The following is a 12474-nucleotide window of genomic DNA, read 5'->3' as shown; positions in this document are numbered from 1 at the left end:
GCGGCGGGCGCTCAGGCGCCCGGAAGCACCTCGGGGGTGGCGGCCCCAGCGAAGTAGGGCTCCGGTGCGCCGAAGAGACCGAGCAGACCGGTCACCCAGAGCTGACGGTGGACGAACCGGCTCGGCTCGGTGACCACCAGCTTGACGCCGCTGACCTCGGCGGTCTGGAAGCCGGCGACCATGGCGCTGATGCCGACCGAGTCAATGAAGGTGACCAGCCTCATGTTCAGCTCGATGCGGAGCGGGCGGCTCTTGGCCAGCACCTCCGCAATCGCCTCACGCACCTCGTACGCTGTGTCGACATCGATCTCGCCCCGGGGGGCGATCTCCACGACACCACCGGACAGGACCGACTTCACGATCGACAGGCTCACGCGAGCACCTCCACCCGCCCGTCCCCCGGGCGTCTCATCAGTACGCGGGCCGCGACCGAGAGTATTCCTCCGACGGCCTCGGTCGCCACCCCTCGGGATGAGCAATTCACGGATCCGGGCGAACAAAGTCGCCCATATCCCCACTTTTCGGTATCTGATCAACCAATACTTTTCGTTATCTGACCACTCCGCGATCGGTCGGAACCGACGCATCGCCGGACCAGGGTAACGGGCGTGAACCGACACGCCCGACAACCAACCCATCCCGTACGCCGGCCCCGCTTGGGACCGGCGTGTCGCACCACGGTCGCCCGAACGCGTCCGGTCCGGTCCGGCCGGTCGGTTGCCGACGCCACCTAGCATCAGCCCCGGGACACCCACCGTGACGGAGAGGACCTTCGATGATCAAGCGACTGGCCGGGCTGGCCGGAGTCGGCGTGCTGCTCGCCCTCGTACTGGCCTGCGGTTTCGGCGGCGGGGACGACGATGACGACGACGATGACGACTTCGCCCGCGGTGCGGCCGTGGTGGCGGTGCGCTGAGGGAGCCGGTGAGCCGCGGCCGACCGGGTTTGCGGCCGACCGGCCCGGGGCACTGCGAAATCAGCGAAACCGTGCCGCGCTGGACAGACGCCGAAGTCCGAAGTGGCCGGCGGCTTCGGCACCCCGAGGAGGTAACCACGATGTTCGGAACCAACCTGCTGGACCGGCGCAGCAAGCCGGAGCGGATCGCGGACCAGGCGTGGGAGCACCTGCTCTCCGCCGTCAGCTCCGCAGGCGACAGTGTCCGGGACACCGCCCGTTCGGCCCGTCGCAGCAGCGGCGATCTCGCCGACGGGGCGGGTGACCTGGTCGGCTCCGCGGCGGAGGAGGCCCGGCGTCGGGCCTCGCGCGCCTTTGACGCGCTCGCCGGGCGCCAGCCGGCGCTGCCGTGGACGCTCCTGATCGGGGCCGCGCTGGTCGGCGCGGCGGTCGGCTGGGCCGTCGGCTCCGCTGCCCGTGCCGCCGGCAGCCGGGACGACCGCGCGGTGGACGACGTCGAGTTCGTCGACGTCGACCGCCCCAACTCCCCCGTCGGCCTGGACGACTAGCTTCCCGACACACCGAGCGGGCCCCGCCGACCAACTGGTCGACGGGGTCCGTTCGCGTTGCTCGGTGGGTGGCTCGAGCATCGGGATATGGGGCCGGTCCGCCGGGGTGCCGGACCCCTCAGGCAGCCCCGGCGGACCGGTGTTCTCGGGCGGCCCGGACGACGCCGGGCCACCGGGTCAGCGACTCGTGCAGCTCACGGTGGTCGGCGGCGCGTTGCTGCCGGTCCAGGAAGCGAGGAAGCCGATCGTGGTGCTGGCACCGGCGCCGAGCGCGCCGTTCCAGCCGCTGTCCACGACCGAGACGACCGCCCCGGTCTGGGTGTGGGTGCCGCCCCAGAGCTGAGTGATCCGCTGGCCGTTGGGGAAGGTCCAGCCCAGCGTCCAACCGGCGATGGGCCGGGTGCCCGGGTTGCTGACCACCACTTCGGCCTGGAAGCCGCCCGACCAGGAGCCGGTCACCCGGTAGGCCGCCACACATCCACCAGCCGGGGGCGGCGTGGTCGGAGGCGGGGTGGTGGGAGGTGGCGTGGTCGGGGGCGGCGTGGTCGGGGGCGGCGTGGTCGGGGGCGGCGTCGTCGGAGGTGGGGTGGTCGGAGGCGGGGTGGTCGGTGTGCCGCCGGTGCGGTCGGCGACCAGGATGCCGCGACCGTTGGTGCCGAGGTAGACGCGTCCGTAGACACGCGGGTCGCCGGTCAGTGCCTCGGTCGGGTTGCCGTACTGGTGGCGGTCGTCGTTGATGCGTACCCAGGTCGTTCCGCCGTCGTCGGAGCGGTGTACGCCGGCCTGACCGCCCACCGTGCCGTAGAGGAAGACGGCGGGGTTGGTCCGGCCGGGCGCCGCCTTGCCGAAGCCGACGTTGCCGGAGGCGCTGACGCCGCCCAGTTTGGTGAAGCTGGCACCGGAGTCGGTGGAGCGCCACAGCCCTCCCGGCCCGGCCAGCCACAGCTCACCCGACTGCCCGGGCAGCGCCTTGAACCGGACGTCGGAGGTGGGCAGACCGGTCGCCGCCGTGGCGGTGAAGGTCGCGCCGCCGTTGGTGCTCAGATAGACCCGCCCGGCGCTGAAGCCGTAGAACCGGTTGGGGTCGACCCGGTCCGACTCGATGATCGCGTTGGCCGGGATGCCGGCGGACGGCGCCCACGAGTTGCCGAAGCCGACTGCGTAGACGACGCGTTGGCCGGCGTCGCCGGGCGCCCAGACGAACCGGCTGCCGTCGGCCGCGGCGGCGACCGTGCCACCGGTGTTGACCCCGGACGGCTCGGTGCCCTGGAACCAGGTCGCGCCGCCGTCGGTGGAGAAGGCGACGTGGCTGTCGTTGGGCCGGTCGGCGTCGGTGAAGTTGCCAGCGCGTACCAGCACGGCCGGCTTGCTCTCGGCGTAGTCCAGGCTGGTGGTGCTCGTGAAGACCGGCTGGGTGAAGAGCATCGACGGAATGGTGTCGAGGTCGGTGTGCCGGAAGCCGCCGACGTCGCCGAGCGCGCTGATCAGTGGCGCCCCACTGGGCGGGCTGATCAGGTCGAGGACGGCGGTCTCCTCCAGACCACGGACCATCGGCCGGAGGGTGAGCTGGCCGCCGGTGTCCCACTTGGTGAGGTCCGTGGTGCCGTAGATGGTCGCGCCGGTGCCGTACATCATCCGGTTGGAGTCGTGCGGGTCGATCTCCACCGACTCGTTCATCCAGCCGAGCTTGGGCGTCTCCTCCGGAGGCGCCGGGTTGGTGCCGAAGGTCAGCCAGGGCACCGAGCTGATGTCCATGGTGTAGCGCTTGGACCGCTGCGGGTAGCTGGTGAAGTCCCAGATCCGGGTCCAGCTCGCCCCGCCGTCCGTGCTGCGGAAGAAGATCGCGTCCGGCCACCAGGAGACCTGGGTGGCCACCATCAGCGTGTTCGGGTGCTGCCGGTCGATGGTCAGACCGCTGTAGCCGAAGTAGTCGTCGGCGCTGGTGGAGGGCACCGGGCTGATCCGCGTCCAGGCCCCGGTCGAGCGGGTGAACTTCCAGACGTCGCCCTTGCCGCCGTCGTACGGGCCGCCGGTGTCGCTGGTGGCGATGTAGAGGTGACCGCCGACCGGGTCGACGACACCCTTGTGCGCCAGGTAGCCGGTGGGCTGCCCCGGGATGCGCGTCCAGGTGACACCGCCGTCGGTGCTGCGGTAGACCGGATTCTCCTTGTCCGCCACGCCCACGTAGATCGTCTGGGTGGTGGACCCGGCGGTGCCGGTGCTCTTGTCGAAGGTGACCCAGGTGAGGCCCTGGTTCTGCCCGTTGTAGCCGTTCGGGTCACTGGGGTCGGCACGGTAGTTGCCGGCGTTGGGGAAGGCGGTGACCCGGGCCCAGGTCGCCCCGTAGTCGGTGCTGCGCCACAGCCCGTTGCCGCCCTCGGCGCCGTAGTAGACGATGTTGTTCCGGTTGGGGTCGACGGCCAGCCGCTCACCCATGCCCCGGCCCGGCATGTTGCCACCGTTCTTGAACGGCAACTCGGTGACCTGCCAGGTGGCGCCCTTGTCGGAAGAGCGCAGGATCGCGCCGTTGTTCGGGTCCCAGCCGTTGGTGTACATGCCGACCGCCGCGTACACCCGGTTCGTCTGCACCGGGTCGGTGGCGATGCTGACCACGCCGTTGTAGCCCCAGCGGTCCGCGCCGACCCAGTCGAGCAGCGGCGTCCACGACTGGCTGGACTGCTCCCAGCGGTAGGCCCCGCCGATGTCCGTCCGCGCGTAGATCAGGTTTTTCTCGGTGGGGTTGAAGACGATGCCGGGCACGAAGCCGCCGCCGCCGACCGGCACGTTGCGCCAGGTGTACGCCTCGGCGGCGGCCGGCGCCGGCGCCGAGCCAGCGGCGGTGATGGGGACCGCCACGACGGCCGTGGCGACGGCCAACGCCGACACCAGAGCGCCGGTCAGTGATCTGGGCATCTGTGGTTCCTCTCGGGGGTGCAGACCCGGGAGACGGGATCGACCAGGGGTGGCGTCGCAGCCCGGGGGACGGACGACGACGCGGGGAACGGATCGGAGCTTGCCCTGGCTCCAACCACCCGACGCGAGGCTCCCGCGATCGAGGAACGCACTCACCCTAACCGATTCGACGCCGCTATGGAAGCGCTCCCACCATCGACGGCGGGCCCCGTCGACGCGCGGCGCGGGCAGGTCGGATGGGTCCGTCGTCCGGATCGGGTGAGGTCCGCTCACCCCGGTGGCCGACACCATCGGAGCCGGCGGGCCAGCCGGCCACTCGCGTCAACTGGTCCGCCAGCCAGCGCACGCAGCGAGGGAGGGCCGATGGCCATCGCGACGATCACGCGCACCGACCAGGACATCCAGTCCGCCGTACTCGATGAGTTGACCTGGGAACCCCGGGTGCAGCCGCACGAGATCGGCGTGACCGTCGCCGAGGGCGTCGTCACGTTGACCGGGCGGGTGGACAGCTACGCGAAGAAGTGGGCCGCCGAACGGGCCGCGCACCGCGTCGTCGGAGTCCGGGCGGTCGCCAACGATCTGACCGTGCAGCTGCCCGGCAGCGACGAGCGCGCCGACCCGGACGTGGCCGCCGCGGCGGGCCACGCGCTGGAGTGGGACGCGTTCGTGCCCATCGAGAAGCTCCAGGTCACCGTCTCGGCCGGCTGGGTGACGCTGCACGGCGAGGTCGAGTGGGAGTACCAGCGCCGGGCCGCCGAACGGGCGGTCTCCCGGCTGACCGGCGTGCGGGGTGTCAGCAACGGCATCACCGTGCGGCCGAGCGCGCCGCCGGACGGCGCGAACGTGGCCGACCGGATCGTGGACGCGCTGGCCCGGGCCGGCGCCACCGAAGCCGAACGGATCACCGTCCGGGTGCACGGCGACACGGCGGTGCTCGCCGGACTGGTGAACTCCATGCCCGAACGCGCCGAGGTGGAGCAGGTGGCCTGGTCCGCACCGGGCATCCGGGAGGTCCAGAACCACATCGCGGTCGCACCGGGCCTGCGCTGAGCGCGCAACCACCCGGGGCGGGTGAGCCGGCCTCACCCGCCCCGGAGGCAGGCTGGCTGCATGAGTGATCCGAACGGGCTGATCCAACCCGGGCGCCCCGCGCCCGGCTTCACCCTGGCGAGCACTCCGGACGGGCGCCAGACCGGCCCCGAGCAGTTCCGGGGTCGCCCGGTCGTGCTCGTCTTCTACCCCGCCGACTGGAGCCCGGTCTGCGGGGACCAGATGTCGCTCTACCAGGCGGCGGCACCGGTGTTCGACCAGTACCAGGCGATGGTGCTGGGCATCTCGGTGGACAGCATCTGGTCGCACCGGGCGTTCGCCGAGAGCCGGGGCATCACCTTCCCGCTGCTGTCCGACTTCGAGCCCAAGGGCGAGGTGGCCCGCCGGTACGGCGCGTACACCCCGCGGGGCGAGGCGGCCCGCGCGCTGGTGGTGCTCGACCAGGCCGGGACGGTGGCGTGGAGCTACCTGTCGGCTCCCGACGTCAACCCGGGCGCGGACGGGATCTTCGACGCGCTGGACAACCTCGTCCGCGATCGGAAGGTGATGGCCGGATGACCACCCCACTTCAGGTCACCGCCCGGCTCCGGGAGCCGGTGACCATCGAGGACCACGTCCGCGGGCCGTCCAACGCCCCGGTGACCATCATCGAGTACGGCGACTTCCAGTGCCGGTTCTGCGGTGCCGCGTACGCGAATTTGCACGAGTTGCTGCGCCAGCGCGCCGACACGGTACGGCTGGTCTACCGGTACTTCCCGATCGCCAACGTCCACCCGTACGCCGAACGGGCCGCGGAGACGGCGGAGGCCGCCGCGGCGCGGGGCAAGTTCTGGGAGATGCACGACTGGCTGTACGAGCACCAGGACCAGCTGGACCCCGTGCACCTCTCGCTCGGCGTCGAGCAGCTCGGGCTGCCGCCGGACGAGCTGAACGCCGAGGTGGAGAGCCACAAGTTCGCCGACCGGGTACGCCGGGACTTCGTCGGCGGGATCCGCAGCGGGGTCAACGGCACGCCGACGCTCTTCGTCAACGACGTCCGGCACGACGGCGGGTACGACCTGCCCGACCTGCTGGCCGCCGTGGACGCGGCGGCGAACGCCTGACCGGGCCGGCTGCTCAGATCAGCCGCAGCTCGCGCGCCCGCCGGACCGCCTCGCGCCGGCGGGTCGCGCCGAGCTTGCGGTAGATGTTGCGTACGTGGGTCTTCACCGTGTTGATCGACAATGACAGCTCGGCGGCGATCTCCACGTTGGACAGGATGCTCTGCAGGTAGCGCAGGATGGTCAGCTCCCGCTCGGTGAGCGGCTCGTCGAGCAGGCCGCCCGGCTCGACCGCCGGCCGGGGCGCGCTCTCCTCGACGCCCCGGACCAGATCGCTGACCAGCGAGAAGTGCGCGGTGCCCGCATCCAGGTGGGTGGCCAGCAGGTCCCGCACCGACGGTTGGGCCCGGGTGAACGCCCGGCGGCAGCCCTGCGGGCCGGCCAGGTCCAGCACCTGCTCCAGAATGCGCCCGGCCCGGCGTACGTCCCCGGCCCGCTCGGCGAGCACCGCCTCCAGCAGGCCGGCGTCCAGGCGTACCGGAAGGGGCCAGGCCGCGGCCGGCGGCGCCTGCCAGTCCGGCAGCGCCCGCCCGGCGGCGCCGAGGTCGCCCGCCCGCAGCTCCACCCGGGCCAGGGCCACGTCGAGCGCCGGGGTGGCCGCGTCGCCGGTCACACCGGCCAGCAGGTCGCGGGCGCTGTCCAGGTCACCCCGCTCGGCCCGGGTCTCGACCTCGGCCGCCCGGAGCAGGCCCGACAGTTCGGCGGCGGCCGGCTCGTCGGGCAGAGCCTCCCGGGCGCGGGCGAGCAGCCGCTGGGCGGCAGCCGGGTCGCCGGCGTCCCGGTCCAGCCCCGCACGACACCACGCGAAGATCGCCGCCGCCACCGGCTCCGCGCTCGACCCGTCGGAGGGACCCGCGTCGGCGAGGCTGACCCCACCGCCCGGACCCGCCGAACCAGGCGTGCCGGACGAGCCGACTGCGCCGGCCGGGCCGACCGCGAAGGCCGCGCCGGTTGCCGGGGCGGCGAGCGCGAGGTTCGCGGCAGCCTCCTCCGGTTGGTCGCGGTGCAGGGCCACCACCGCCAACGCCAGGTACGCGTAGCCGCAGTCGAGCCGGGAGGAACAGCCCCGACAGGGCGACATGCCCAGCGCGTCGCGGGCCGCCGCCTCGGCCGCGCGCAGGTCACCGCGGACGGCGAGCAGGAGCGCGGAGCGGCTGGCGGCGACCAGCTCTGTGCGCGGCCGACCCGCCTCCCGGGCCGCCGCCCGGGCGCGGACGAACCGCCCGTCGGGCAGCGCGCCAGCCGACAGCTCGACGAGACCCAGCGCGGTGCCCGTGAAGGCCCGCAGGTCGGCGTCGTCGGCGTCCGACGGGCGGGCCGACAGGGGCTCGGGCACCCGAGCCGCCTGGCCAACCGGCGACCCGGCGGCGCTGCTATCCGCCACCCCGGCCCCTGGCTTGTCGGTCGGGCGGGTGCGCAGCAGCCGGGCGGCGGCGGCACGCGCCTGCGGCAGGTCACCGGCGAGCCGGGCCAGGGTCAGCTCCAGCGCGGTGGCCAACCGCAGGAACCGGTCGCGCCGCGGCACGGGCAGCGCGTCGGCGTGCCCGGCGGCCGTGCGCAGATGGCCGGCGGCGGCGGGCAGGTCACCGGCGTACGCGCGCTCGGCGGCACAGGCCAGAGCCACCTCCGGGTCGGCGTGCACCACCTCCGGCGGCGGGGAGGGCGGGGACGACGACAGCGGCCCGCCGACCGGGTCGCGGTCGTAGCGGGTCAGCTCCGGCCAGTGCGCGACGAACAGGTCGCCGGCCAGGCCCCACCGGCCGCCGGCGAGGGCGTGCCGCAGCCCGTCGGCCGGGCGGCCGGCGCTGGCGTACCAGTCGGCCGCTCGCGCGTGCAGCTCCCGCACCTCGTCGGCGGGCATCCGGGCCAGCTCGGCGCGGAGCAGGTCGGCGAGCAGCGGGTCGCAGCGGTACCAGGGCGGGCGGGTCTCCTCCCGGTGCAGCAGGCCGCCGGCCCCGGCCAGGTCGGCCAGCGCCTGCTCGGCGTCCACGCGACCGGTCAACGCCTCGGCCAGATCGGCGCAGACGGTTTCGGCGAGGGCCGTACGGCGCAGCAGGTCCTCATCGGCCGGGTCGATGGCGGCCAGCACCTCCTCGTGCAGATAGCCGGCGACCTCCGGTTGGTCGCCGCCAAACTGCCCCACCCAGCGCTCGGGGTCGGGCTGCCCGCGCAAGGCCAGCGCGGCGATCCGAAGCGCGGCCGGCCAACCCCCGGTGCGCTCGCGCAGCCGGCGCACCGCAGCGGCCGGCAGCGGTGCGGCGTGCGCGGTCAGCAGGTCGGCCACCTCGTCGTCGGTGAAGGCCAACTCGTCCGGGCCGATCTCGGTGAGCTCGCCGGCGAGGCGCAGCCGGTGCAGGGCCAGCGGCAGCCCGGCCCGCGCACCGACCACCAGGCGCAGCCGCTGCTCGGAGTGCCGCAGCAGGAACTCCAGCCCGGTCAGCGCCGCCGGGTCGGTGATCCGGTGCAGGTCGTCCAGGACCAGGAGCACGGGCTGCTCCGCGGCGGCGAGCCCGGCCGCCAGCAGTTCCAGCTGGTCCGGGCGCGGCGGGCCGGTGGGCAGCGGCGTCACCAGGTCGTCGTCCGCCGCTCCGGTGGCCGTGCGCAGCGCCGCCGCCAGGTACGCCCAGAGCCGGTCGCCGTCGTCGCCGGCCTCCACCGACACCCAGGCCGGCCCGGACGTCGCCCCGGGCTCGGTCAGCCGGACCCAGGAGGCGAGCAGGGTGGTCTTGCCCCAGCCGGCCGGCGCGGCGACCAGGGTGACCGGCCCGGCGCCGCCCTCGTCGAGCCGGCGCAGCAGGCGAGGCCGGGCCACCACCGGCTCGGGCGGCACGGTCGGGGTCAGCCGCGACGCCAGCAGCGGCGGCGGCTCCCCCCGGCGTCGCGGCGCCGTGCCGACTCGCGCGTGATCCTGCTGTTCCGGCACCCGGCCCCACCCCCACGACGCGTTCCACCCCCGGTCGGCGAGCGGTTACCCGGCCCGAACCTGTTCACCCCTTTCGGGCGAGTCCGCTTCACCCCGGCGCGACCGACGATCGGGAGACGTGGACCGGGAGGACGGATGGGACCGATCAGACGGCTGGCGCGGGCGAGATCCGCCCTCGGCACAGGTGCGCGGGCCGGGGCGGGGCGGCTGCTGCGCGTACCCCGGCGGCGCGGCCGGCCGGGCGCGCACCGCGACCGGACCACGGCGGCCGCGTGGGAGGTCGTGACTGTCGACCGACCCCCGGATGAGGTCCTTCCCGGCGGCCGGTGGCCGGAGCCGTTGCGCGACCTGGACGGCACGGTCGAGGTGCGGGTGCGGCCGGCTCCGGGTGACCGGGGCACCGAGTTGGCCGCCCGCCCGCTGGCCGGCGCCGTCGCGGCGCCCGGCCTCGCCGCGCATCTGGTCGGTGACGACCCGCAGCTGCTGGTCCGCCGGACACTGCGCCAGGTCAAGCAGCGCGTGGAGGCCGGCGAGGTGCTGCGCGCGGACCGCTCGGCGCTGGACCGCCGGACGGCCCGCGGGTGAGGGCGCTGTGCTGGGTGGCCGCCGACGAGCTGGCGGTACGCGAGGTGCCCGACCCGGAGCTGCGCAACGAGCGGGACGTCATCGTCCGCGTCCGCCGCAGCGCCACCAGCGGTGCCGACCTGCCGCTGCTGGCCGGTCGCGACCCGCTGCTGCGTGCCGGTGACGTGCTGGGGACGGAGTTCCTCGGCGAGGTGGTCGAGGCCGGTCCGGCGGTCCGGCGACACCGGATCGGCGACCGGGTGGTGGTCGGCGCGAGTGTCGCGTGCGGCGGCTGCTGGTACTGCCGCCGGGGCCGGCACTCCTGCTGCGACAACGGCGGCGCCAACGTGGCGAGCGTCGATCCGGACCGGTGGCGTTCGGACGCCGGCTGCTTCGGACGGCCGCGGGCGGCGGGTGGCTTCGCGGGTGGCCACGCCGAGTACGTCCGGGTGCCGTACGCCGACGTGGGCGCGTTCCGGGTGCCGGACGCGGTCGGCGACGACCGGGCGCTGTTCGCCGCCGACGCGGCGCCGACCGGCTGGCTGGCGGCCGAGCTGGGCGAGGTGCGATCCGGCGACGTGGTGGCGGTGTGGGGCGCCGGGGCGGTGGGTCAGTTGACCGCTCGCGCCGCGACGCTGCGCGGCGCCGCCCGGGTGCTCGTCGTCGACAGGCACGAGGAGCGGCTGCGGATGGCCGAGCGGCACGCCGGGGCGGAGCCGCTGGACTACCGCCGTACCGACGTCGCGGCGGAGCTGCGGGAGCGCAGCGGTGGACGCGGCCCGGACGTGTGCGTGGTCGCGGTGGGCGTGCCGCCGACGCGATCGGTGGTCGATCGGTTGGCCGGCCGGGACGTCGACCGCCCGGACGCGGTGCGCGAGGCGGTGCACGCCTGCCGCAAGGACGGCGTGGTGGTGGTGCTCGGCGGGGCCCCGGGGCCCGTGGACGCGTTCGCACTCGGCGCGGTGACCGACAAGCGGCTCACGGTGCGGGGGGCACGCCGGCCGGACCTGCGCGATGTGCCGATGCTGCTGCACCGGATGGCCCGCGACGAGCTGCGTACCGAGCACCTGGCCACCCACCGGCTGCCCCTGGAGGACGGCCCCCGCGGGTACGCGCTGTTCGCCGACCGCGCCGACGGCTGCGTCCGGGCCGTGTTCACGCCGTGACCGCGCCTGCCGATCGGCGCTGGGCGATGGCGGGTGGCAGACTCGGGGGATGGCTGGGGAGCGGGCGTACGACGTGGTGCTGTTCGGGGCGACCGGCTTCACCGGGGGGCTGACGGCCGAATACCTGGCCCGGCACGCGCCGCCGGGATTGCGGTGGGCGCTGGCCGGGCGCAACGCCGACCGCCTCGCCGCCGTGCGCGGCCGGCTCGCCGCGATCGACCCCACGCTCGTCGACCTGCCGCTGCTCACCGCCGACGTGACCGATGCCGGGTCGCTGCGCGCCGTGGCCGAGAGCGCCCGGGTGGTCGCCAGCACCGTCGGCCCGTACGTCCACCACGGGGAGCCACTGGTCGCGGCCTGCGCCCGAGCCGGCACCGACTACCTGGACATCACCGGTGAGTCGGAGTTCGTCGACCTGATGTACGTCCGCCACCACGCCGAGGCGACCGCCAGCGGCGCCCGGCTGGTGCACGCCTGCGGGTTCGACTCCATCCCCCACGACCTGGGCGTCTGGTTCACCGTCAAGCAGCTGCCCGAAGGCGTCCCGATCACCGTGGACGGCTACGTCCGCGCCGGTGGCCGGTTCTCCGCCGGGACGTACCATTCCGCGCTCACCGCGTTCGCCCGGACCGGCGAGGCCAGCCGGGCCGCCCGGGCCCGCCGGGCGGTCGAGCCGCGCCCCACCGACCGGCGGGTCCGGGCGGTGCCCGGCCGGCTGGCCCGCTCGGCGGAGCTGGGCATCTGGACCGTGCCGCTGCCCACCATCGACCCGCAGGTGATCCGCCGAACGGCTGCCAGCCGCCCGGAGTACGGCCCGGACTTCCGCTACCGGCACTTCGCCGCCGTGAAGCGGCTGCCGACCGTGCTGGTCAGCGCGGTGGGGCTCGGCGCGCTGGTCGGCCTGGTGAAGGTGCCGCCCACCCGGCGTTGGCTGCTCGGGCGGCTCGCCTCCGGGCAGGGCCCGACCCCACAGCAGCGGGCGTCGTCCTGGTTCCGGGTCCGGTTCGTCGGCACCGGCGGCGGAAAGAGCGTGGTCACCGAGGTCGCGGGGGGCGACCCGGGCTACGACGAGACGGCGAAGATGCTCGCCGAGTCGGCGCTGTGCCTGGCGTTCGACGACCTGCCGCCGACCGCCGGCCAGCTCACCCCGGTCGCGGCGATGGGTGACGCGCTGCTGGACCGGCTGGTCCGGGCCGGGCTCACCTTCCGGGTGCTCAAGCGGGACGATGCCACGCCGGCGGCGCAGCGGGACGCGGAGCCGGCGGCTTGACCCTCGACCAGGTCGAGGGGGCAG

General features: G+C 74.6%; 11 protein-coding genes. 8 read left to right on the top strand and 3 right to left on the bottom strand.

Annotated elements, in window-relative coordinates; genetic code table 11:
• Positions 1 to 11: 11 nt before the first annotated feature.
• Complete coding sequence (locus tag ACGGAQ_RS10765; RefSeq protein ID WP_007463546.1) at positions 12 to 374, bottom strand: STAS domain-containing protein; 363 nt, start codon at positions 372 to 374, stop codon at positions 12 to 14.
• 401 nt (positions 375 to 775) lie between these two features.
• Between ACGGAQ_RS10765 and ACGGAQ_RS10760 the strand changes: the two genes are divergently transcribed.
• On the top strand, positions 776 to 916 hold the full coding sequence (locus ACGGAQ_RS10760; RefSeq protein ID WP_234589220.1) for a hypothetical protein: 141 nt from the start codon (positions 776 to 778) through the stop codon (positions 914 to 916).
• 140 nt (positions 917 to 1056) lie between these two features.
• On the top strand, positions 1057 to 1464 hold the full coding sequence (locus ACGGAQ_RS10755; protein WP_234589221.1) for a hypothetical protein: 408 nt from the start codon (positions 1057 to 1059) through the stop codon (positions 1462 to 1464).
• A gap of 177 nt (positions 1465 to 1641) precedes the next feature.
• Here ACGGAQ_RS10755 and ACGGAQ_RS10750 read toward each other — a convergent pair whose 3' ends face one another.
• A complete protein-coding gene (locus ACGGAQ_RS10750; protein WP_393047003.1) occupies positions 1642 to 4377 on the bottom strand; it encodes a cellulose binding domain-containing protein in 2736 nt (911 codons plus the stop codon).
• Positions 4378 to 4740: 363 nt separating this feature from the next.
• Between ACGGAQ_RS10750 and ACGGAQ_RS10745 the strand changes: the two genes are divergently transcribed.
• From ACGGAQ_RS10745 to ACGGAQ_RS10735, 3 genes are read left to right on the top strand one after another with little or no spacing between them, the layout of a single operon-like run.
• Positions 4741 to 5427 (top strand): BON domain-containing protein, encoded by a 687-nt coding sequence (locus ACGGAQ_RS10745; RefSeq protein ID WP_393047000.1) that lies wholly within the window; start codon positions 4741 to 4743, stop codon positions 5425 to 5427.
• A 60-nt stretch (positions 5428 to 5487) separates the two neighbouring features.
• Positions 5488 to 5985, top strand: a complete 498-nt coding sequence (locus ACGGAQ_RS10740) for a redoxin domain-containing protein (RefSeq protein WP_393046997.1) — start codon at positions 5488 to 5490, stop codon at positions 5983 to 5985.
• Positions 5982 to 6530 carry a DsbA family protein gene (locus tag ACGGAQ_RS10735; protein ID WP_393046994.1) on the top strand — a complete coding sequence of 183 codons (549 nt, stop codon included), beginning with the start codon at positions 5982 to 5984 and terminating at the stop codon, positions 6528 to 6530. The genes ACGGAQ_RS10740 and ACGGAQ_RS10735 overlap by 4 nt, the downstream gene beginning before the upstream one ends.
• Positions 6531 to 6543: 13 nt before the next feature.
• On the opposite strand, the gene ACGGAQ_RS10730 is transcribed toward ACGGAQ_RS10735, so the two are convergent.
• The gene (locus ACGGAQ_RS10730) at positions 6544 to 9450 is read right to left on the bottom strand and encodes a LuxR C-terminal-related transcriptional regulator (protein WP_393046991.1); all 2907 of its coding nucleotides are present in this window, start codon (positions 9448 to 9450) and stop codon (positions 6544 to 6546) included.
• 135 nt (positions 9451 to 9585) lie between these two features.
• On the opposite strand from ACGGAQ_RS10730, the gene ACGGAQ_RS10725 reads away from it, so the two are divergent.
• Genes ACGGAQ_RS10725 through ACGGAQ_RS10715 form a run of 3 tightly spaced genes read left to right on the top strand, consistent with a single transcriptional unit; the run spans position 9586 to position 12450 of the window.
• Positions 9586 to 10035 carry a hypothetical protein gene (locus tag ACGGAQ_RS10725; protein WP_393046989.1) on the top strand — a complete coding sequence of 150 codons (450 nt, stop codon included), beginning with the start codon at positions 9586 to 9588 and terminating at the stop codon, positions 10033 to 10035.
• Positions 10032 to 11180: an alcohol dehydrogenase catalytic domain-containing protein gene (locus ACGGAQ_RS10720; RefSeq protein WP_393046987.1), complete on the top strand. Its 1149-nt coding sequence runs from the start codon at positions 10032 to 10034 to the stop codon at positions 11178 to 11180. Before ACGGAQ_RS10725 ends, ACGGAQ_RS10720 begins: the two co-directional genes overlap by 4 nt.
• Before the next feature lie 49 nt (positions 11181 to 11229).
• Entirely contained in the window at positions 11230 to 12450 is a 1221-nt protein-coding gene (locus ACGGAQ_RS10715; RefSeq protein WP_393046984.1) for a saccharopine dehydrogenase family protein, read from the top strand.
• Positions 12451 to 12474: the final 24 nt, after the last annotated feature.

Source organism: Micromonospora sp. NPDC047557 (assembly GCF_043205095.1).
Lineage (GTDB): Bacteria > Actinomycetota > Actinomycetes > Mycobacteriales > Micromonosporaceae > Micromonospora.
The sequence above is the reverse complement of the archived record's forward strand: the minus strand, read 5'-3'. Positions and strand labels throughout refer to the sequence as shown.

Excerpts from the sequence above, each read along its gene's own strand:
- ACGGAQ_RS10760 (WP_234589220.1), top strand. The coding sequence starts at position 776 with ATGATCAAGCGACTGGCCGGGCTGGCCGGAGTCGGCGTGCTGCTCGCC.
- ACGGAQ_RS10755 (WP_234589221.1), top strand. The coding sequence starts at position 1,057 with ATGTTCGGAACCAACCTGCTGGACCGGCGCAGCAAGCCGGAGCGGATC.
- ACGGAQ_RS10750 (WP_393047003.1), bottom strand. The coding sequence starts at position 4,377 with ATGCCCAGATCACTGACCGGCGCTCTGGTGTCGGCGTTGGCCGTCGCC.
- ACGGAQ_RS10745 (WP_393047000.1), top strand. The coding sequence starts at position 4,741 with ATGGCCATCGCGACGATCACGCGCACCGACCAGGACATCCAGTCCGCC.
- ACGGAQ_RS10740 (WP_393046997.1), top strand. The coding sequence starts at position 5,488 with ATGAGTGATCCGAACGGGCTGATCCAACCCGGGCGCCCCGCGCCCGGC.
- ACGGAQ_RS10735 (WP_393046994.1), top strand. The coding sequence starts at position 5,982 with ATGACCACCCCACTTCAGGTCACCGCCCGGCTCCGGGAGCCGGTGACC.
- ACGGAQ_RS10725 (WP_393046989.1), top strand. The coding sequence starts at position 9,586 with ATGGGACCGATCAGACGGCTGGCGCGGGCGAGATCCGCCCTCGGCACA.
- ACGGAQ_RS10715 (WP_393046984.1), top strand. The coding sequence starts at position 11,230 with ATGGCTGGGGAGCGGGCGTACGACGTGGTGCTGTTCGGGGCGACCGGC.